This window comes from Leisingera sp. S132, assembly GCF_025144465.1.
GTDB lineage: Bacteria > Pseudomonadota > Alphaproteobacteria > Rhodobacterales > Rhodobacteraceae > Leisingera.
Genome location: NZ_CP083553.1, coordinates 3,419,640 through 3,440,217 on the forward strand (window position 1 = coordinate 3,419,640; position 20,578 = coordinate 3,440,217).

Below are 20,578 nucleotides of genomic sequence, written 5' to 3' on the forward strand. Positions count from 1 at the left end.
GTTTCCCGCGACCTTACTGCGGCGCGGCAAAAGTGTGAAGCTGTCAGCCGTCCTTGCGGAACGCAAGGCAGGGATCGGGACGTTCGACCGCAGGGGCATCCAGCACCAGATCAAAGGCGCCACTGATCTGCCCGTCCTCGGACTGGCCCAGACTGCGGATGTCAGCCTCAGGCCGGGCCTTTGCCAGATAGACAGCCAGCCCCCGGTCCGTGCGGGCGTGGCCGTTGCCGGTGATGACGGCAACCGGGCCGCCAGTCTCTGCCAAGGCCTTGTCCGCAGCGGCCGCCAGCGCAGCATCGCGCAGGCGCTGGAAGTCCACAAGAACCGGCAGCATCTCTTCTGGCATGGCGTTGCAGTGATTGACCTGCTGGTCCGCTTCCCTTGCCAGCTGCTCTGCTTCCGGCAACGGAAGATTCAGACCGAAACGCGCGGACATCCCGGCTCCGAAGTAAGCCGCAACTCCCTGCTCCAAGGCTCCTGCCACCGCCTCGCGCGGGACGAGCGCTCCATATTGCCGAGCGCCCTTGGCCGCTGCAAAAACAGGAGCATAAAGGGCAAACTCCGGCCAGCCGCTGACTGCCCAGTCCAGCCTCCTGGCCGTCTGCGCTGCATCATCCAGACTGTCGGGGTCCAGCCCCTCCGCCTGTTCAGCGGTGATCATCTCCCAGACCACGGCCCCAGGCTTTAACGCCACAAGGAGCTGCGCCTGCCGCTGGTGATGCACCGGGTTGTCGTGCACCTCGCCCAGGATCACCACATCCGCCCCCCGCAGCGCCTCCACGGCGCCGGTCAGACCGTCCGCACCGGCTCCGGACACGCAAAGCGCCGCCAGAGCGGCGGCGCTTGCAATCATTTTCAGGCCATTCAATCGCTTTCTCATGAAAGCAGTTTGTGCACCTCGCGCGATTGCCCTTCAAGGCATTTGCGCATCTTCTGGAAGGCACCTGCCTCCAGCTGGCGCACCCGCTCCTTGGACAGGCCAAGCTCAAGGCCCAGGCTTTCCAGCGTACGCGGACGCTCGCGCAGCTTGCGCTCGGTGATGATGAACCTCTCCCGGTCGTTCAGCGCCTGCAGCGCCCCCACCAGCCATTTGCGCAGCTGACGCCGGTCATGGCGCTCCTGCACCAGTTCCTCAGCCTGCGAGGCGTCATCTTCCAGCGCGTCAATCCATTCGCGGCCCTCTTCATCCGCGGATTGAATCGCATTGAGCGAGAAATCAGCACCGGACAGGCGCCCCTCCATCATTTCAACGTCCCGCAGCGGCACCCCGATTTCTGTGGCGATTTTCTGATGCAGCTGGTGCCGGTCCAGCTTCACGCCCGACGCCCGCGCTTCTCGCTCGAACTGCGCCTGAACCCGGCGCATATTGAAGAACAGTGACTTCTGCGACGAGGTGGAGCCGGTACGCACCATCGACCAGTTGCGCATCACGTAATCCTGGATCGATGCCTTAATCCACCAGACCGCATAGGTCGAAAAACGCACCCCGCGGTCCGGATCGAATTTATCTGCCGCCTTCATGAGTCCCAGGCCAGCCTCCTGGATCAGGTCGTTCATCGGCGCCCCGTACCGCTTGAACTTGGCCGCCATGGAAATGGCCAGGCGCATATAGGCGTTGATAAGCCGGTGCAGCGATTGCACGTCGCGGTCATCCCGCCAGGCATAGGCCAGGCGCCGCTCAGTCTCTGCATCCAGAAGTTCCGCCTTCATTGCCTGTCTCGGCAATGGGTTTTCGGCTGTTTGATCAAGTGCCATTGTGATTTCCCCCCGGAAACTAATTAACAAACTGCCGCCTGCAGGCGTGCTTAGAACAAATAGAGGCCCGGCATTCGTAGGCCGACAGCAACAGCGCAGTGGATAAGACTCACGGCTCATCCAAAGGCCAAAATGGAAAAGTTAAATTGTATCTTGGCCCCTGCGCAGCCTATCCCGGCCTTAATAAGTGGAACCCCGGGACGCTGCGGTCTCTTGTCTTCACCGGGCCCTGCAGTTACCCACAGGAACGGCTTCGGACTCACAGGTTAGCAAAAAATGCCGTTAAATGTAACTTTTATTCTAGGCGGCGCCGCCTCGGGGAAGTCGGCATTCGCTGAACAGCTGTGTGCAACCGCCGGAAAAGGCAAGGTTTACTGGGCAACCGCACAAATTTTCGACGACGAAATGCGCGAAAAAGTGTCCCGGCATCTTAAACAAAGAGGGCCAGGATGGGTCACTGTTGAAGAGCCGGAAACAGCTTCGAAGATTCTGGCGCCCCTTGTTTCCTCCCAGATCTGCCTGATGGACTGCGCAACGATGTGGCTGACCAACCATCTGCTGGCGGAACACGATCTGGACGCCGCCACCGAGGAATTGCTATCCGCCGTGGACCGCTGCCAGGCAGATCTGGTGATTGTCTCCAATGAAACCGGGCTGGGCATTGTACCGGAAAACAAGCTGGCCCGCCGTTTCCGCGAAGCCCAAGGGCGCCTGAACATCGCGCTGGCCGCGCGGGCGGATACGGTGGTTCAGGTGACGGCCGGCCTGCCGCTGGTTCTGAAGGGCACGCTGTGATCACCCGGCTGTTCCTGGTGCGGCATGGGCCGACCCACGCGAAATGCATGGTCGGCTGGTCCGATCTGCCTGCGGATTTGTCGGACACAGCAGCCCTTTCCCGCTTGTCGGACTATCTGCCCGCCGGAGCGCTGGTGATATCCTCGGACCTGTCCAGGGCAGTGGAAACCGCCTGTGCGATCCAGGGCAGCCGGGAGCGCCTGCCCCACGCCGAGGCGTTGCGGGAAATTCATTTCGGTGCCTGGGAGCTGCGCAGCTGGGCCGAAGTGGACGCAGAGGACCCGGAGCGCATCCGCGCCTATTGGGAAACGCCAGGCGACATGACACCGCCGGACGGTGAAAGCTGGCACCAGGTTTGCAGCCGGGTAAACGCAGCGATTGACGGGCTGATCGACGCACACCGGGGCCGGGACCTGATCGTGGTCGGCCACTTCGGCCAGATCCTGACCCAGATACAGCGGGCTGAAATGCTGACGGCAGAAGAGGCCTTTGCCCACCGGATCGACAATCTGTCGGTCAGCGAAGTCTCCTTTGGGCCGGATGGCTGGAAGGCCGGGAAGATCAATCACCTGCCGTGACGGGCGCCATCACAAACATTCCATTTTGAAATGCGCGAACCCGCGCTAGCGTCCTGTCATGGCTTACGAAATCTATATTGGCGACCGCATGTATTCCAGCTGGTCATTGCGCGGCTGGCTCATGCTCGAAAAGTTCTCCCTGCCCCATACGGTGCATATGGTGGGGCTTTACTCCGGAACCATGGCGCAGGAAATGGCGCATCTGGCCCCAGCCCGGCTGGTGCCCGCGCTGCGCACGCCGGAGGGTTTGGTGGTGGGCGAAAGCCTGGCCATTGCCGAAACCCTGGCCGAACGCCACCCGGACGCCGGCCTTTGGCCTGCGGATCCGGCGCAGCGCGCAACGGCGCGCTGGCTGGCCGCGGAAATGGTTGGCGGCTTCTCGGCCTTGCGCGGCGAATGCCCGATGCAGCTGGCCCATATCTATGAAGGCTTTGAGGTGTCGCACGGGGTAAAAGCCGACCTGGAGCGGATTGAGGCGCTGTTTGCCCATGCCCGCAAGGTTTCCGGCCAAAGCAGCGGCTATCTGTTCGGGGATTATTCGCTGGCAGATGTGTTCTACACCCCGGTTGCGGCCCGTATCGCCGGATATGGCCTGCCGGTTTCCGCAGAAACCCGCGCCTATTGCAAGCTCCTGCTGTCCGACCCGGCCGTCCTGCACTGGCAGACGCTGGCCCATGAGGTCAGCTACGACCCGGAACCCTATGCGATGGACCTGCCGAAGCGGCCCTGGTCGCTGGACTGAAACTCAGGCCTCCGCGAAATCTGCGTGAATTCGCGGCACACCGCCACTCCCGTTAACCAATCGGAAACCACGATTGCCAAGCATCTCTCCCTGACCTTTCGGGAGGCTGGGAGAGATGACAGCACGGTCCTACACAGTTGCTTTTCAAGGCGTCGAGGCCCGCCAGGTCGAGGTGCAATGTGCCGTCGCGCCCGGGTTGCCGGCCTTCTCGGTGGTCGGATTGCCGGACAAGGCGGTTCAGGAAGCCCGTGAACGGGTCAGGGCTGCCTTTGCGGCAATGTCCATCGCCCTGCCGTCGCGCCGGATCACAATTAATCTGTCGCCCGCCGGCCTGCCCAAGGAAGGCAGCCATTTCGACCTGCCGATTGCGCTGGCGCTTCTGGCCGCCATCGGCATCGTTCCGGCAGAAAAGGCTGAGGAAACCATTGCCCTTGGCGAGCTGTCGCTGGACGGCCAGCTGATGCCGGTGACCGGGGCCCTGCCCGCGGCGGTCACGGCCGCTGAGGAAGGCAGGATGCTGCTGTGCCCGAAGCCCTCAGGGCCGGAGGCCGCCTGGGTCGACGCCGCACAAGTGATCGGCGCCGCAACCCTGACAGAGGTGGTGCAGCATTTCACTGGCCAGCGGCGCATCGAACCTGCCACGCCGGGTGAGGCCATTACCGGTCTGGGCGGCAAGGACTTGCGCGATGTGAAAGGACAGGAGATCGCCAAGCGGGCGCTGGAAATCGCCGCCGCTGGCCGCCACCATATGCTGATGGTCGGCCCGCCAGGGTCGGGCAAGTCGATGCTGGCGGCGCGGCTGCCCTCGATCCTGCCGCGGCTCACACCGGCAGAGGCGCTGGAAACCTCGATGATCCATTCCCTCTGCGGCCTGATCGACGAGGGCGGCATCAGCCGCGCCCGCCCCTTCCGCGAACCGCACCACACGGCCTCCATGGCCGCAATTGCAGGCGGCGGGCGGCGGGCGCAGCCGGGCGAGATCAGCCTGGCCCACAATGGCGTTCTATTCCTGGATGAGCTGCCTGAGTTCGGCCGCCCGGTGCTGGAAACCCTGCGCCAGCCGCTGGAAACCGGAGAGGTGATGGTGGCGCGCGCCAATGCCCATGTCAAATATCCCAGCCGCTTCATGCTGGTGGCTGCCGCCAACCCCTGCAAATGCGGCCATCTGGCGGATGCCAACCGCGCCTGTTCCCAGGCGCCCATATGCGGCGCAAACTACCTGGGCAGGATTTCCGGCCCGCTGCTGGACCGGTTCGACCTGCATCTGGACGTGCCGCCGGTGGATGTGGCCGACCTGGAGCTGCCGCCCAGTGCCGAAGGCTCTGCCGAAGTTTCCCAGCGGGTGGCGGTTGCACGGGAAATGCAAACCGCCCGGTTCAGCGGCCGTCCCGGCCTGCGGCAGAACGCCGATGCCGAAGGCGCGCTGCTTGAGGAAATCGCCGCCCCCGACGCCGAAAGCCGCGACCTGCTGGTGCGCGCGGCTGAGCGCTTCGGCCTCAGCGCACGCGGCTATCACCGGGTGCTGCGGGTCGCCCGCACCATTGCGGATCTGGCCTGCGAGAAAAAGGTGCAGCGCAAGCATTTCGCCGAAGCGCTGAGTTTCCGGCTGCCGGGTTGACCCGGAGCCGGAGCACACGTCAGACCTTCGCTTCGATCGCCTGCCAGACCTTCTCTGCGATATTCACGCCATCGAACCGCTCCAGCTCCTGAATGCCGGTGGGCGAGGTCACGTTGATCTCGGTCAGGTAGTCGCCGATCACATCAATGCCGACAAAGATCTGGCCTTTCTCGCGCAAGAGCGGTCCGATTGCGGCGCAGATCTCCAAGTCGCGCTCGCTCAGGCCGATCTTCTCGGGCCGGCCGCCCACATGCATGTTCGACCGGGTCTCACCCGCCGCAGGCACCCGGTTGATCGCCCCCACCGGCTCGCCGTCAACCAGGATCACCCGCTTGTCGCCATTGCTGACATCGGGCAGGAATTTCTGCACGATCAGAGGCTCGCGGCTGAAGCCGGTGAACAGCTCATGCAGGGAGGTGAGGTTGCGGTCGTTTGCGTCCAGCCGGAACACACCTGCGCCGCCGTTGCCGTAGAGCGGCTTCAGGATCACATCGCCGTGCTTTTCCTTGAACGCCTTGATGGTCTGCAGGTCGCGGGCGATGGTTGTGGGCGGGGTCAGCTCCGGGAAATTCAGCACCAGCAGTTTCTCCGGGTAGTTGCGTACCCAAAACGGGTCGTTCACCACCAGCGCCTTGCCCTTCAGCATGTCCAGCAGGTGAGTCGAGGTGATGTAGTGCATGTCAAACGGCGGATCCTGGCGCAGCCAGACCACGTCGAAATCCGCCAGATCAACCTCGCGTTCCGGCCCCAGCACTGCCGGGGTGCCTTCCACCCGCTGCACGGTCATATCGTGGCCGCGGGCGGTAATCCGGCCCTCCTGATAGGCCAGCTGATCAGGGCCATAGTAGAACAACTCATGACCGCGTGCCTGGGCTTCTTCGGCCAGGCGGAAGCTGCTGTCGGCGTTGATGTTCACGCCCATGACCGGGTCCATCTGGAAGGCGATTTTCATGGCAGTATCCCTCGTAAGCTGGCTGAATACATGGCCCACCGCGCGCCGGGGTTCAATGGGGCAGCTGCGGTTCAGTCAAAGCCGATGGCGTTTTCGATGATCTCGACCGCGCCGGTGCCATCGACCAGCGCCGCGTCAAACCGGACCGGCGTCAGCTGGCCTTGCGGCTCGTTGTCCAGGTACTGCCCTGCACTGGCATAAATCCGCTCTGCCTGCCGAGGCGTGATCCTCAGCGCCGCACCGGCGCTGGTGGCGCTGTGCTTCACCTCGACAAACACCAGTTCTTCGGGACCGCGCAGGATCAGATCGATCTCGCCTCCCGGGCCCCGCCAGCGGCGCTCAGCCACAGTGTAGCCGCGGTTTTCATAGTGGCGGGCAACGATCTCCTCCGCCGCCTCTCCCGCCAGATGCGCGCGGGTGCCGCGGTGCTGGCGGGTTCGGCTCATGGCTCACGCACCCTTCGCCAGTTGCAGCGCCAGCTGATAAACCTTGCGCCGGGGCAGCCCGTGCATTTCGGCGACAATCCCGGCGGCATCCTTGACCGAATTGCCCTGCAATGCGGCCTGCAGGTCGCTTTCCAGGTCGCCCTCGCTGATCTCCGCCTCATGGGCGCGGTCGACCAGCAGCACGATCTCTCCCTTGACCGGGTTCTCCTCCAGGCCGGCAGCGAGGTCCGAAAGCGGTGCGCGGCGCACCTCTTCGAACTTCTTGGTCAGCTCGCGGCACAGCGCGGCAGGACGGTCGCCGAGCACCGCCGCCATATCGGAGACCGAAGCCGCCACCCGCTTCGGGGATTCATAGAAAATCAGCGTGCCGGGAATTTCCCGCAGCTCTTCCAGCCGCTTGCGCCGGGCGCCAGAGGCATTGGGCAGGAAACCCGCAAAGAAAAACGCGTCCGTCGGCAGCCCCGCCAGCGTCAGCGCCGTGGCCGCAGCAGAGGCCCCGGGCGCACAGGTCACTGCATGTCCCGCCTCTGCCGCTTCACGGCTCAGGTGATAGCCCGGGTCGGCAATCAGCGGCATCCCGGCCTCAGACGCATAGGCAACCGATTTGCCCTCGCCTATCGCCTCCAGCAGTTTGGCCCGCGCACCGGTTCCGCTGTGGTCATGGTAGGCGATGATCCGCCGTCCGCCCAGCGGCACCCCGTGAATCTCCATCAGCTTGCGCAGTGAGCGTGTATCCTCGGCCGCAAGAACATCGGCCGAGGCCAGCACATCCAGCGCCCGCAGAGTAATGTCGCGGGCGGTGCCGATCGGCGTGGCAACAAAGTAAAGCCCGGGGGACAATATGACATTCTGGTGATTCAACGCTGGACCCGCCTTTTTGGTCGTTTATGATCCGCCCTTAAACCCACACGGCGCCGCAGCGCCGGGAGAACGGAGTTTCAAGCCATTATGTTTGCTGTTTTCAAACGCGCCCGCAAGGCAGCTCTGACTGCCGCCGCAACCATTTCCGCCATTGCCCTTACCGCCTGTGACCCGATTGCCGTTGGCACCGGCCCGACCATCAACACCTCCAAGCCGGTTCCGGTGGCGCTGCTGGTGCCGCGCGGCTCTGCCCAGCAGGGTGACAGCGTGCTGGCAAAGAGCCTGGAAAACGCCGCCCGCATGGCCATCGCCGATCTGGACGGCGTGCAGATCGACCTGCGGGTCTATGACACCGCAGGCAGTCCCGAAGTGGCCTCTGGCGCCGCGCAGCAAGCGCTGAAAGACGGGGCCCGCGTGATCCTCGGCCCGGTCTACGCCGAGGCTGCCAATGCGGCCGGAATCGCGGCACGCCAGCGCGGCGTGAACGTGCTGGCGTTTTCGAACAACCCGGCGATTGCAGGCGGCAATGTCTTTATCCTTGGACCAACCTTTGACAATACCGCCCGCCGGCTGACCAGCTTTGCCGCCCGCAACGGCAAACGCAACATTCTGGTTGTCGGCGGCAATGACGCCGCAGGCAGCGCCGGGCGCAGCGCGATCCAGCGCGCCGCCGGCCAGAGCGGCGTGAACATCGCCGGCAGCGTCGGTTACGAGCTGTCGCAGCAGGGTGTGATCAACGCCATTCCCAGCATCCGGTCCCAGGCAAGCGGCGCGGATGCGGTTTTCCTGACCTCGACCACCGCCGGCGCGCTGCCGCTGCTGGCGCAGCTGCTGCCCGAAGCAGGCGTTGACCCGGCAAATAAACAGTACATCGGCCTGACCCGCTGGGACATCCCGCCCCAGACTCTGGCCCTGCCCGGCGTTCAAGGCGGCTGGTTTGCACTGCCTGACCAAGGCAAGGTCCAGCAGTTCAGCGCCCGCTACCAGGCCAGCTACGGCGCGGCGCCGCATTCCATCGGCAGCCTCGCCTATGACGGCATTGCCGCCATCGGCGCGCTGGTTGCGGCCGGCAAGTCCGACGCGCTGACCGCAGGCGCCCTGACCCAGGGCGCGGGTTTCCAGGGGGCTGGCGGCATTTTCCGTCTGCGGCCCGACGGCACCAATGAGCGCGGGCTGGCCGTTGCCACCATTCAGGAACAGAAGGTCGTGATCATTGACCCAGCCCCAAGCAGCTTCGGCGGCGCAGGCTTCTGAGCCCGCCGCCCCGGCGTCCCCCTCAGTTAATGGCCATCCTGAACCGCTGGGCCCGCTGATCTGCGGCCCGGCGGAGATTTTTGACGCGGGTGGCATCCGCACGCAGATCAAAGCACTGGCAGAAGACACTGCACCTGCGGCCCTGCGCGCGGAAACCGTGAAGATCCTCAAAGCCGCGAACAAGTCCGGCCGGGCAGCCATTGCCGAAGCCTTCACGGGCAAACCCTTTGCCGCGCGGGAGCTGACCCGGTCCTACACCTTTCTGACCGACGGGCTGGTGACCACCGCCCTGTACGTGGCCAGCGAGCTGCTGCACCCGCTGGCAACCCCGACCCGGGGAGAAAGGATCGCTGTCATGGCCGTTGGCGGTTACGGGCGCGGTGAAATGGCACCGGCCTCAGACGTCGATCTGCTGTTCCTGACCCCGTACAAAATCACGGCCTGGGCCGAGAGCGTGATCGAATCCATGCTCTACATCCTGTGGGACCTGCGGCTGAAGGTCGGCCATGCCAGCCGCACCATCAAGGATTGCATCCGGCTGGGCGGCGAGGATTACACCATCCGGACCGCAATGCTGGAACACCGGTTTCTGGCCGGCCACGCCCCCTTGGCCCAAGAGCTGGACAAGCGCCTGAAGAAGGAGCTGTTCTCCCAGGATGCACAGGAATTCGTCGAGGCAAAGCTGGCCGAGCGCGATGCCCGCCACCTGAAACAAGGCCAGCGCTATATGGTCGAGCCGAACGTGAAGGAGGGCAAGGGCGGCCTGCGCGACCTGCAGTCGCTGTTCTGGATCGCCAAGTACCTCTACCAGGTGCAGGACGCCGAAGACCTGGTGCCGCTGGGCCTGTTCCGCGCCGAGGAGATGGATCTGTTTGCCAGGGCCGCCAATTTCCTGTGGGCGGTCCGGGCGCATCTGCACCTGGCAACCGGGCGTGCCACCGAGCAGCTGACCTTTGACCTTCAGGTCGAGGTCGCCAGCCGCATGGGCTATGAGGACAAGGCCGGACGCCGTGGCGTTGAAGTGTTCATGCAGGAGTATTTCCGCCACGCCACCCGCGTCGGCGACCTGACCCGCATCTTCCTGACCAAGCTGGAGGCCAGCCAGCAGAAGACTGCGCCGCTTCTGGAACGGATCTTCCGCCGCCGGCCGCGGATCAAGCCCGGCTACAAAGTGGTGCACAACCGGCTGGATGTGATCGACCCCAAGGCCTTCCTGGAGGACCGGCTCAATCTGCTGCGGCTGTTCGAGGAAGCCCTGCGCACCGGCATGCTGATTCACCCGGACGCGATGCGGCTTGTGACGGCCAACCTGCATCTGATCGACGAGGACATGCGCAACGACAAGGAGGCGCGGAAGCTTTTCCTCGACCTGCTGCTGAAACACGGCAACTCCGAGCGTGCGCTCCGGCGGATGAACGAACTGGGCGTGCTGTCGGCCTTCCTGCCGGAATTCGAACCCATCGTGGCGATGATGCAGTTCAACATGTATCACTCCTACACGGTGGATGAGCACACCATTCAGGTGATCGCCAACTTTGCCGCCATTGAACGCGGCGAACTGGAAGACGAGCTGCCGCTTTCATCGGAAATTCTGCGCAAGGGCCTCAACCGCAAGGTGATGATGGTGGCGATGCTGCTGCACGACATCGGCAAGGGCCGCGAGCAGGACCATTCGATCCTGGGTGCGCAGATCGCCCGCAAGGTGGCGCCGCGGCTGGGCCTGAAGCCCTCGGAGTGCGAAACCGTGGAATGGCTGGTGCGCTATCACCTCCTGATGTCTGACATGGCACAGAAGCGCGACATCGCCGACCCGCGCACGGTGCGCGATTTCGCCAAGGCGGTGCAGACCGTGAAACGGCTCGACCTGCTCCTCTTGCTGACCGTCTGCGATATCCGCGGCGTCGGCCCGGACACCTGGAACAACTGGAAAGCCGCGCTGCTGCGTGCGCTCTACGGCCAGACCCGCGCAGCGCTTGAGGGCGGCATGGAGGCCTTGAACCGCGAGCACCGCGGCGTCTCCGCCAAGAAAGCCCTGCGCGAGGCATTGCCGGACTGGTCCAAGGCCGACCTCAAAACCGAGACCGCCCGCCACTATCCGCCCTACTGGCACGGTCTGCATGTGACGGCACATGTGGATTTCGCCGAAATGCTGCGCGACTTCACCGCCAAGGGCGATGCAGGGGAGGTCATGATCCGGCTCTATCCGGATGAGGACCGCGACGCCACCCGCGCCTGTTTCGTGATGGAGGACCACCCGGGCATCTTTGCCCGTATCGCCGGCGCCCTGGCCCTTGTCGGGGCAAATGTGGTTGATGCGCGCTCCTACACAACCAAGGACGGCTACGTGACCGATGCCTTCTGGATCCAGGACAGCGAAGGCCACCCCTTCGATCCGATCCGCCTGCACCGGCTGAAGCAAATGATCGAAAAGACCCTGAAGGGCGAGGTGATCACCCGCGACGCGCTGAAATCCCGCGACAAGATCAAGAAACGCGAAAAAGCCTTCAAGGTGCCGACCCATATCACCTTCGACAACGAGGGATCGGAAATCTACACCATCATCGAGGTCGACACCCGCGACCGGCCCGGCCTGCTGTACGATCTGGCCAGGACCCTGGCTTCTGCCAACGTCTACATTGCCAATGCGGTGATCGCGACCTATGGCGAGCAGGTGGTGGATGCCTTCTATGTCAAGGACATGTTCGGCTTGAAATACTACGCGGAATCCAAGCAGCGGACGCTGGAAAAAAAACTGCGCGAGGCAATTGCCGAAGGCGCAAAACGGGCGGATACATGAAACCGATCAAATTGCTGTCGGGCTTCCTGACCGTCGGCTTCTGGACGCTGGCCAGCCGTGTGCTGGGCTTTGCCCGCGAGATTCTGATTGCCGCCTTTATCGGTCCGGGACCAGTTCTGGACGCCTTCATCGTGGCCTTCCGCCTGCCCAACATGTTCCGCCGTTTCTTTGCCGAAGGCGCGTTCAACGCAGCCTTTGTCCCGGCCTTTTCCAAGCGTTTTGAGGCCGGTGAGGACGCCAGGAGTTATGCCCAGCAGGCTTTCAACTTGCTGGCTGCAGCCGTGCTGGCGCTGGTTGGCCTTGGCATGGTGTTCATGCCCGGGCTGGTCTGGCTGACCGCCGGCGGCTTTGTCGGGGACGCGAGGTTCGATCTGGCTGTGGGATACGGCTACATCGTGTTTCCCTACATCCTGTTCATGTCGCTGGCGGCGCTGTTTTCCGGCGTGCTGAATGCCACCGGGCGTTTTGCAGCCGCCGCCGCGGCTCCAGTACTTCTCAACATCTTTGCCTGCGCTGCAATGACAGCCGGGGCTGTTCTGGGCGGCGACGTTGTCGTCTGGCTGGTCTGGACCATCCCGGTGGCCGGTGTTGCACAGCTGGCCCTGGTCTGGGCAGCGGCGGAACGGGCAGGCATCCCGCTGCGGCCCGGCCTGCCGCGCTGGAATACAGAAATGCGCGATCTGGTGCGGGTGGCGGTGCCAGCGGCGCTTGCCATGGGCGTCACACAGATCAACCTGGTGGTCGGCCAGTATGTGGCCTCCGATATCGAAAGGGCTGCCAGCTGGCTGTTCATCGCCGACCGCCTGTACCAGCTGCCCTTGGGGGTTGTTGGCATTGCCGTCGGTATCGTTCTGCTGCCCGCCCTGTCGCGCCGCCTGCGGGTCGGCGACGGCGCAGGCTCGCAGGACGCCCTGTCGCGCGCCGGGGAGTTCTCGCTGCTGCTGGCCGTCCCTTCCGCCGTGGCCTTCATCACTGTGCCCGTGCCACTGGTCTCCGTGCTTTACGAGCGCGGCGCCACCGGCCCCGAAGACGTCGCCGCAATTGCCGTTGCCGTCGCCATCTACGGCGCAGGCCTGCCTGCCTTCATGCTGCAAAAGGTGCTGCAGCCGCTGTATTTCGCGCGCGAGGACACAAGGACCCCGTTCCGCTATGCGCTGGTTGCCATGGTGGTGAACGCTGGACTGGCCTTCGGGCTGAAACCGGTGCTGGGCTGGATTGCTCCCGCCATCGCCGCCTCAGCAGCTGGCTGGGCGATGGTGGCGCTGCTGGCGCTCGGTGCCCGCGGCATGGGCGAGGAAGCCCGGTTCGACACCCGCTTCCGCCGCCGCGCCTGGCGCATCCTCGCAGCCTCTGCCGTGATGGGCGCGGTGCTCTACGCGGTGGCGCACACCGCGGGCTGGCTGTTCACGCTGGACTACTGGCGGTACCTGTCCCTGCTGGGGCTGGTGCTGCTGGGCGGCGCGGTCTACTTCGCCTCGGGCCAGGCCTTCGGCGCTTTCCGCCTGTCGGAGTTCCGCACCGCCCTGAGCCGCCGGAACCGGGCATGAGCCGCCTGTCCTGCCCTGCTGGCACCGTGCTGTTCCGCCCCGGGCAGGAGTGCCCCGGCTTTGTCCGGCTCACCGCCGGCCGCATTAAGGTCACCCTGACCGCCGCCAACGGCCGCGAAGTCGTGCTGTACCGCGTCGGCCCGGGCGACGTCTGCCTGCAGACCTTTGCCTGCCTCACCGACGGCCGCAGCTACGCCGCGGAAGGCGTGGCAGAGACCGCGCTGGAGGGCGAGATCCTCCCGCATGCTGCCTTCCAGCAGTCAATGTCGGAAGACGAGGCGTTCCGCAGTGAGGTCCTGACCGCCGTGGCCCGCCGCTTTGCCGACTACGAGCAATTGGTCGAGGACGTCGCCTTGATCGGCTTTGACGCCCGTTTGGCCCGGGTATTGCTGCGGCTGGCGCAGGACAGCGATGAGATCCGTGTTACCCATGACGCGCTGGCGGCCGAGACAGCTTCAGGCCGCGCTTTCGTAACCCGCCGCCTGCGGGAATTCGCCCGGATGGGGCTGGTGGAAACCGGCCGCGGCCAGCTGCGCATCCTTGACCGCCGCAGGCTGGAGCAGATTGCCGGCGATTGAGCTTGAGCTTTGGTGACACTGTCACCGACGGCGCGCCACGCCTGGCCTAAAAAGGACTCGCAATTCTGCTAGTGAGTTCGAAAGGACAGATCCATGCCCCGCAACGAAGGCACCCTCGACCGCGCCCTGCGCATCATCCTCGGCCTGATCCTGCTGTCGCTGGTCTTCATTGGCCCGCAAACCCTGTGGGGCCTCATTGGCCTGGTTCCGCTGCTGACCGGCCTGATGGGCTACTGCCCGCTTTACCAGATCCTTGGCCTCAGCACCTGCCCGCTGAAGAAACAGGGCTGACCCTCACGGCAAATCCCGGGTCAGGGGACCCTTGGCCGCCGCGCGTCAGCGCGGCCCGGCCCAACGGCCGCAGATGCCCCGCCCGGGGCTTCGGCGGCGGGCGGGAGAGCCCGGCTTCAATCGTGGCGGATGCGGTTCCTGATCCGCGCCCAGCCGCCCGGCGCCAGGAAGAACGACAGGCCAAAGCCGGTGGCGAAACCTGCCAGATCCGCCACCCAGTCCTTCTGGCCGCCAAACAGCAGCCCGAACAGCAGCTGCACCCCCATCAGGAAGGCGATCAGCGTGAACGCCCGGCTCTGCTGCGCCCCAACCAGAGCCAGCGAGCGCCACAGCAGGAAGGTGAATGCCCCGATCAGCCCGTATACGGCCGGGAAACCGCCCACCAGCGGCGCCGGTGAGCTGACCAGCAGCGCATACCCCAGCGCGCCGCCGGCACCGGACAGCAGAAAGATGATCACCATCGCCAGATCACCCATCACTTCGCCCACCATCTTGCCCATCGCCAGCACAAAGACGCAGACAAACAGCGCGTGGGTAAAGGCACCATGCACGAAGGTGTAGGTCGCAAACCGCTTCAGATGCTCCGGCAGCCAGCGGCCGCTTTCCTGCATCCACCAGAAGATGTCGCCGGAAAACGCATAGGACTGGATCGCCTCCAGCCGCCATCCGATCGCCTCGGGCCCGCCGACGATGCCGCGGGCGCCCAGCGAGAACACCGCCTCGATGCCGATGATGATCAGCACCAGTGCCACCACGGCGGCGGGCAGCGGGTTGACGGGGGCGTTATGGGGCTGACTGCTCATCCGGACTCCTTGCGGCACGGAATGCCCCGCGCCTGTTGACCTATCCTGGCCCCATGGGTAAGCGACGATGGTGCATAATTCCAGACGGGAGTTTCCGCGATGAGCGAAACCAGCTTCACCCCGCGCGTGTTTTCGGGGATCCAACCTTCGGGCAACCTGCACTTGGGGAATTACCTTGGTGCGCTGAAGCGCTTCGTCGACTGGCAGGCCAAGGACGTTGAGACAATCTACTGCATGGTTGACCTGCATGCGATCACCGTCTGGCAGGACCCCGCGGACCTCACGAAATCCACCCGCGAGCTCTGCGCCGGCTTCATCGCCGCCGGTATCGACCCTGAGGATTCGATCCTGATCAACCAGTCCCAGGTGCCTGAGCACGCACAGCTGGCCTGGGTGTTCAACTGCGTCGCCCGCATGGGCTGGATGCAGCGGATGACCCAGTGGAAAGACAAGGCGGGCAAGAACCAGCAGAATGCCTCGCTGGGCCTGTTTGCCTATCCGGCGCTGATGGCGGCCGACATTCTGGTCTATCACGCCACCCATGTGCCGGTGGGCGAGGACCAGAAGCAGCACCTGGAGCTGACCCGCGACATCGCGATCAAGTTCAACCACGACTACGGCGTCAACTTCTTCCCGGAGACCGAGCCGGTGATCGAAGGCGCAGCCACCCGGGTGATGTCCCTGCGCGACGGCTCCAAGAAAATGTCGAAGTCTGATCCCTCAGACGCCAGCCGCATCAACCTGACCGATGACGCCGACGCCATCGCCAAGAAAATCCGCAAGGCCAAGACCGACCCCGAGGCGCTGCCCTCCGAAGTGAAGGGCCTGGAGGAGCGCCCGGAAGCGCGCAACCTCGTGAACATCTACGCCGCCCTGAACGAGCAGACCGTCGAACAGGTGCTGGCTGATGTGGGCGGCCGCCAGTTCTCCGAATTCAAACCGATGCTGGCGGATCTGGCAGTTTCCAAGCTGGCGCCGATCTCCACCGAGATGGCGCGGCTGATGCAGCATCAGGACGAGATCGACAAGATCCTGGCCCGCGGCGCCGAACGCGCCCGCGCAATCACCGCACCGATTCTGCGCCAGACCTATGACATCATCGGCATGGTGCCGCCGCCGGCGGTCTGACGCCCGCCACGGCATCCGCCAGCGGAAAACAGCCTGATCCAAGCCGCCCCGGCCCGGGGCGGCTTTTCTTTTTGCTCTGCGATGCGCAACTAACCCGGTGTTTATCCGTTATCCTTGTGCGGCCATGTGCCGGAACAAGAAAGGAACCGAAATGAAACCGGGAATTTTCAAATCATCCACGGCGCTGGCAGTGATGATCTCGCTGGCGGCCCCGCTGCCCGCCCTGTCGCAGAACCAGAGCGGCAAGCAGATTGACCTCAGCCAGATGTCCACCGCAGAAATCGGCGAACTGGTCGACCGCTGCCGCAAGCGTGCGGAACGGCGGCAGAAGAAACTGGAGGCCGGCCAGGACGTCGAGGAAAAGACCGGCAAGATCGCCAGATTCTGCCAGGCCTATGGCGAAGGCGCATTTGACCCCGCCCTGCCCGCAGACCTCCAGTCCGCCAGTGTCCTGGCAGGCATCGGCGCTGCGGAGGCAGAGGTAACGGCAACCGCGGATCAGGCCGTCGAAGCGCAGGCAGAGGCCGCAGCAGAAGCCCAGACCGAAACCGTCAGCGAAGATCAGTCCCAGGCTGAAGCTGCGGCGGAAGCCACAGGACAGCAGGACGCGCAGGAACAGCCTGCAGAGGCCGAAGCGCAAGTAGAGGCCGAAGCTCAGGCTGAAGCTGAAGCGCAGGCACTGGCAGAGGCCTTGGCGCAAGAAGAAGCTGAAGCGCAGGCTGCAGCTGAGCAACAAACGCAAGCCGAGGCCGAAGCTCAAGCCGCAGCTAAACAGGCTCAGGCGGAAGCAGCTGCGCAGGCTGCGGCAGAAGAACAGGCCACAGCTGCAGAACAAGCTGCAACAGAACAGGCTCAAGCGGAAGCAGAAGCGGCGGCTCAGGCTGCAGCCGAGGAACAGGCCCAGGCAGAGGCTGAGGTGCAAACCCACCCTCAGGCTGATGGCAGCGGCGAGGCATCCGCCGGCGCCAGCGCCGAGGAAATCGCAGCGGACCTTGCACTGTCTCAAGGTGGGACGGCTGAAGGAACGGACAATCCCGAGCTGGTGGAACAGGACAGCCAGGCCCAGGCTGATGCTTTGGCCGAAGAAACCGGTGAGCCTGCAGCCGCCGCGGCGGCCGCGGACGGCGCTGTTGCCGAAGGCGAGGCGGAAGTGACCGAAGAAGTGGTCACCGAGGAAACCGCGCGCAGCTCTGACGAGGAGTTCGAGACCGGGGTAAATGAAACCGCCCAGGCACAAGCCCAGGCACCTGCCCCGCAGACCAATGCCGCCACTGAGGATGACAGCGGCCTCTCCACTCGCGAGCGCAACGCCCTGCTCGGCCTTGGCGCGCTGGCGATCGGCACGCTACTGAACAATGGCGGCAAGGTGGTCTCGAACTCCGGCGACCGCGCCATCGTCGAGCAGGACGGCCAGTACCGCGTCCTGAAAGATGATGATGCACTGCTGCGCCAGCCGGGCTCCAACGTGACCACCTACCGGTTCCAGGACGGCTCAACCCGCACCGTGGTGGTGCGCGAGAACGGGGTCGAGGTGGAAACCATCCGCTCCGCCGAAGGCCGGGTGCTGCGCCGCACCAAGCTGCTGCCGGACGGCCGCAGTGTTGTGCTGTTCGACGACACCCGGAAGGCCGAGCGCGTGGTGGTCAATGAGCTGCCGCAGGCGCAGGACAACCGCCGCGCCTTCTCCAGCACCGGTGCGGTCTCGGCTGAGGATCTGGCCGCAGCACTGGCCGCACAGGACGCCAAGACCGTTGACCGCCGCTTCTCGCTGGCGCAGATCCGAAACATCGACGCGGTGCGCCGCCTGACGCAGGTAATAAACGTGGATTCGGTGAACTTTGACACCGGCTCCTCAGTGATCCGCCCGCAGGAGGCGGAGGAACTGGCAACCCTGGGCAACGCGCTGCGCGAGCTGATTGACCGCAATCCGGGTGAGGTGTTCCTGATCGAGGGCCACACTGACGCCGTGGGCGCCGCAACCTACAATCTGGCCCTGTCGGACCGCCGCGCGGAAACCGTGGCGCTGGCGCTGACGGAGTATTTCGGCGTGGCACCGGAAAACATGGTGGTGCAGGGCTACGGCGAAAGCGACCTGGCCGTCAGCACCCTGGCAGCCGAACGCGCCAACCGCCGCGTTGCCGTACGCCGCATCACCCGGCTGCTGGACACTCCGGGCTGACAGGCCTCAACAAAACAGCACCCGGCGGGCCACATCCGCCGGGTGTTTCGCTGCTAGTCTGCGGGCGTCTTCCTGCGCGAAATCAGCCCGTATTTCAGCGCAAATCCTTTCCAGCTGAACCGGCGCCTGCCGTTGACCGCCTTCGGCTTCCCTGCCGTGCGGTCGAACTCATACATGTCGATGGCCCGCTCGGCGCAGCCGCAGGCCTCGCCCAGTCCAACCTTCTTGTAATAGAAATTCTCGAAGTTCTCAGGTTTCTGCATGGCACCCTCCGGTATCCGGACAGGCTAGCGCAGAAACGCGGAAACGCAAAACCGCGCCGCAGTCAGAGCCCCTTGACCCCGCTCAGCGTCAGATCAGCCACCAATCCGGCATAATCCTCGCGCGCCTTTGATCCGGCACCGGAATTCCACATGTAATACCAGTTCAGCATGCCAAAAACAGACATGGTGGCGCCACGCAGCTTGGCCGCGTCACCGTTGAAAATCTCCGGCGCCACGTCCTTCAGCGCATCGCTCATGAACTGAACCATCTCGCGCTGGTAGCCGCGCAGATGCTTCTGCTGCTCCTCCGGCAACGCCCCCATTGCGCCCAGCTGCACCTGATGCTCATGGTCGGCCCCCTGATAGGCCAGCATGATCTCCGACACGATGCGGCGCAGGCGGTCCTCTGCGTTCAGGCCCGCCAGATCCACTCCGCAGACCCTGTCGCGCAGCTCGCAAAGGTAGGTATCAAGGAGGCCGTAAAGCACGGCATCCTTGCTGTCATAATAATGGTAGATGTTCGCCTTGGAGATCCCGCACTCCCGCGCCAGCTGGGTCATCGACGCACGGTCGTAGCCGGAGTCGGCAAACACCTTGGCTGCCGATTTCAGGATCTGCGCGCGTTTCTCATCGTGGTCTTTTGCGATCGTTCGGGCCAAGGCTCACTCTCCCGGGTCAGGACTTGCTGCGGTTGTCGACAACGCGCTTGGCCTTGCCCTGGCTGCGCTCGACAGACCCCGGGTCGCCTACAATGATCTCGGTCGAAACGCCAACCATATCCTTGATCCGCTTGGTCAGCATCCGCGCCGCCGCGGTCTTGCTCAGCTCATCCGTAGCATCCGGATTGGCCTCCACGAACACCCGCATCGCGTCCATGCGGCCGGATTTGTAGAGCTCGATCTGGTAGTAGGGCGCGAGGCCGCCGGTCGCCAGCAGCTGCTCCTCCACCTGGCTGGGGAAGACGTTGACACCGCGCAGGATGATCATGTCGTCGCTGCGGCCGGTGATCTTCTCCATGCGCCGCATCGTGCGCGCGGTGCCCGGCAGCAGGCGGGTCAGGTCGCGGGTTCGATAGCGCACCATCGGCAGGCCTTCCTTGGTCAGCGTGGTGAACACCAGCTCACCCAGCTCGCCATCCGGCAGCACCTCGCCGGTCTGCGGGTCAATGATCTCCGGCAGGAAGTGGTCCTCCCAGATCACCGGGCCATCCTTGGTCTCAACACATTCATTGGCGACGCCCGGTCCCATGATCTCAGACAGGCCGTAGATATCGACCGCATGCATGTCAAAGGCCTCCTCGACCTCCTTGCGCATCGCATCGGTCCAGGGTTCAGCGCCGAACACGCCCACCTTCAGCGAGCACTCGCGCGGGTCCATGCCGACCTTGTGGTACTGCTCCAGGATGTTGAGCATGTAGGACGGCGTCACCATGATGCCGTCGGGTTTGAAATCAGTGATCAGGCCAACCTGCTTTTCGGTCTGGCCGCCCGACATCGGAACGACAGTAGCGCCCAGGCGCTCAATCCCGTAGTGCGCACCCAGGCCGCCGGTGAACAGCCCATAACCATAGGCGTTATGCACCATGTCGCCCTTGCGCAGGCCCGAGGCCCGCAGGGACCGCGCCACCAGATCGGCCCAGTTCGAAATGTCATTGGCAGTGTAACCCACAACCGTCGGCTTGCCGGTGGTGCCGGAGGACGCGTGCAGGCGGATGATTTCACTGCGCGGCACCGCAAACAGGCCAAAGGGGTAGTTGTCCCGCAGGTCGTTCTTATAGGTGAAAGGGAACTTGGCCAGGTCGGACAGTTCCTGCAGGTCGTCCGGATGCACGCCTGCCTCGTCAAACCGCTGCTTGTACATCTCCACGTTGTCATAGGCATGGCGCAGCGACCATTTCAGCCGCTCCAGCTGCAGGCTGCGGATTTCGTCGATCGAGGCGATCTCGATCGGGTCCAGTTCACCCTTCTTGGGGCTCAGGTCTTCCATGGCGT

General features: G+C 64.3%; 20 protein-coding genes. 11 read left to right on the forward strand and 9 right to left on the reverse strand.

What is annotated here, in order from left to right:
- Window positions 1-43 precede the first annotated feature (43 nt).
- The gene (locus K3725_RS16905; protein ID WP_260016431.1) at window positions 44-880 is read right to left on the reverse strand and encodes a ChaN family lipoprotein; all 837 of its coding nucleotides are present in this window, start codon (window positions 878-880) and stop codon (window positions 44-46) included.
- The gene (locus K3725_RS16910; protein WP_260016432.1) at window positions 877-1,755 is read right to left on the reverse strand and encodes an RNA polymerase factor sigma-32; all 879 of its coding nucleotides are present in this window, start codon (window positions 1,753-1,755) and stop codon (window positions 877-879) included. Before K3725_RS16910 ends, K3725_RS16905 begins: the two co-directional genes overlap by 4 nt.
- A gap of 276 nt (window positions 1,756-2,031) precedes the next feature.
- On the opposite strand from K3725_RS16910, the gene cobU reads away from it, so the two are divergent.
- The 4 genes from cobU to K3725_RS16930 all read left to right on the forward strand — a co-directional run bounded on the left by cobU (window position 2,032) and on the right by K3725_RS16930 (window position 5,488).
- The gene (cobU, locus tag K3725_RS16915) at window positions 2,032-2,550 is read left to right on the forward strand and encodes a bifunctional adenosylcobinamide kinase/adenosylcobinamide-phosphate guanylyltransferase (protein ID WP_260016433.1); all 519 of its coding nucleotides are present in this window, start codon (window positions 2,032-2,034) and stop codon (window positions 2,548-2,550) included.
- Complete coding sequence (locus tag K3725_RS16920; protein ID WP_260016434.1) at window positions 2,547-3,128, forward strand: histidine phosphatase family protein; 582 nt, start codon at window positions 2,547-2,549, stop codon at window positions 3,126-3,128. Before cobU ends, K3725_RS16920 begins: the two co-directional genes overlap by 4 nt.
- 58 nt (window positions 3,129-3,186) lie before the next feature.
- Window positions 3,187-3,870 (forward strand): glutathione S-transferase, encoded by a 684-nt coding sequence (locus K3725_RS16925; protein ID WP_260016435.1) that lies wholly within the window; start codon window positions 3,187-3,189, stop codon window positions 3,868-3,870.
- Between the two features lie 115 nt (window positions 3,871-3,985).
- Window positions 3,986-5,488, forward strand: coding sequence for a YifB family Mg chelatase-like AAA ATPase (locus K3725_RS16930; RefSeq protein ID WP_260016436.1), 1,503 nt, complete (start codon window positions 3,986-3,988; stop codon window positions 5,486-5,488).
- 19 nt (window positions 5,489-5,507) lie between these two features.
- Here the strand turns inward: K3725_RS16930 and gshB are convergent, their stop codons facing one another.
- The 3 genes from gshB to rsmI all read right to left on the reverse strand — a co-directional run bounded on the left by gshB (window position 5,508) and on the right by rsmI (window position 7,747).
- Window positions 5,508-6,440 carry a glutathione synthase gene (gene gshB, locus K3725_RS16935; protein ID WP_260016437.1) on the reverse strand — a complete coding sequence of 311 codons (933 nt, stop codon included), beginning with the start codon at window positions 6,438-6,440 and terminating at the stop codon, window positions 5,508-5,510.
- 71 nt (window positions 6,441-6,511) lie between these two features.
- Window positions 6,512-6,886 (reverse strand): YraN family protein, encoded by a 375-nt coding sequence (locus K3725_RS16940; protein WP_260016438.1) that lies wholly within the window; start codon window positions 6,884-6,886, stop codon window positions 6,512-6,514.
- A gap of 3 nt (window positions 6,887-6,889) precedes the next feature.
- The gene (gene rsmI / locus K3725_RS16945) at window positions 6,890-7,747 is read right to left on the reverse strand and encodes a 16S rRNA (cytidine(1402)-2'-O)-methyltransferase (protein WP_260016439.1); all 858 of its coding nucleotides are present in this window, start codon (window positions 7,745-7,747) and stop codon (window positions 6,890-6,892) included.
- Between the two features lie 87 nt (window positions 7,748-7,834).
- Between rsmI and K3725_RS16950 the strand changes: the two genes are divergently transcribed.
- The 5 genes from K3725_RS16950 (at window position 7,835) to K3725_RS16970 (ending at window position 14,214) form a co-directional block, all read left to right on the forward strand.
- Window positions 7,835-9,001: a penicillin-binding protein activator gene (locus K3725_RS16950; protein ID WP_260016440.1), complete on the forward strand. Its 1,167-nt coding sequence runs from the start codon at window positions 7,835-7,837 to the stop codon at window positions 8,999-9,001.
- A complete protein-coding gene (locus tag K3725_RS16955; protein ID WP_260016441.1) occupies window positions 8,961-11,798 on the forward strand; it encodes a [protein-PII] uridylyltransferase in 2,838 nt (945 codons plus the stop codon). The genes K3725_RS16950 and K3725_RS16955 overlap by 41 nt, the downstream gene beginning before the upstream one ends.
- The gene (gene murJ, locus K3725_RS16960) at window positions 11,795-13,345 is read left to right on the forward strand and encodes a murein biosynthesis integral membrane protein MurJ (RefSeq protein ID WP_260016442.1); all 1,551 of its coding nucleotides are present in this window, start codon (window positions 11,795-11,797) and stop codon (window positions 13,343-13,345) included. The genes K3725_RS16955 and murJ overlap by 4 nt, the downstream gene beginning before the upstream one ends.
- Window positions 13,342-13,923 (forward strand): Crp/Fnr family transcriptional regulator, encoded by a 582-nt coding sequence (locus K3725_RS16965; RefSeq protein WP_260016443.1) that lies wholly within the window; start codon window positions 13,342-13,344, stop codon window positions 13,921-13,923. Before murJ ends, K3725_RS16965 begins: the two co-directional genes overlap by 4 nt.
- A 93-nt stretch (window positions 13,924-14,016) precedes the next feature.
- On the forward strand, window positions 14,017-14,214 hold the full coding sequence (locus K3725_RS16970) for a DUF2892 domain-containing protein (protein ID WP_260016444.1): 198 nt from the start codon (window positions 14,017-14,019) through the stop codon (window positions 14,212-14,214).
- 116 nt (window positions 14,215-14,330) lie between these two features.
- Here the strand turns inward: K3725_RS16970 and K3725_RS16975 are convergent, their stop codons facing one another.
- On the reverse strand, window positions 14,331-15,017 hold the full coding sequence (locus tag K3725_RS16975) for a rhomboid family intramembrane serine protease (RefSeq protein WP_260016445.1): 687 nt from the start codon (window positions 15,015-15,017) through the stop codon (window positions 14,331-14,333).
- A gap of 99 nt (window positions 15,018-15,116) precedes the next feature.
- Here K3725_RS16975 and trpS point away from each other — a divergent pair, with 99 nt between their 5' ends.
- Both trpS and K3725_RS16985 read left to right on the forward strand, forming a co-directional pair.
- The gene (gene trpS, locus K3725_RS16980) at window positions 15,117-16,145 is read left to right on the forward strand and encodes a tryptophan--tRNA ligase (RefSeq protein WP_260016446.1); all 1,029 of its coding nucleotides are present in this window, start codon (window positions 15,117-15,119) and stop codon (window positions 16,143-16,145) included.
- Window positions 16,146-16,296: 151 nt separating this feature from the next.
- The gene (locus K3725_RS16985; protein WP_260016447.1) at window positions 16,297-18,324 is read left to right on the forward strand and encodes an OmpA family protein; all 2,028 of its coding nucleotides are present in this window, start codon (window positions 16,297-16,299) and stop codon (window positions 18,322-18,324) included.
- A gap of 53 nt (window positions 18,325-18,377) precedes the next feature.
- Here K3725_RS16985 and K3725_RS16990 read toward each other — a convergent pair whose 3' ends face one another.
- The 3 genes from K3725_RS16990 to paaK form a co-directional block, all read right to left on the reverse strand.
- Window positions 18,378-18,587, reverse strand: a complete 210-nt coding sequence (locus K3725_RS16990) for a hypothetical protein (protein WP_260016448.1) — start codon at window positions 18,585-18,587, stop codon at window positions 18,378-18,380.
- A 62-nt stretch (window positions 18,588-18,649) separates the two neighbouring features.
- Entirely contained in the window at window positions 18,650-19,246 is a 597-nt protein-coding gene (locus K3725_RS16995; RefSeq protein ID WP_260016449.1) for a TetR/AcrR family transcriptional regulator, read from the reverse strand.
- A gap of 16 nt (window positions 19,247-19,262) precedes the next feature.
- Entirely contained in the window at window positions 19,263-20,573 is a 1,311-nt protein-coding gene (gene paaK / locus K3725_RS17000; protein WP_260016450.1) for a phenylacetate--CoA ligase PaaK, read from the reverse strand.
- Window positions 20,574-20,578: the final 5 nt, after the last annotated feature.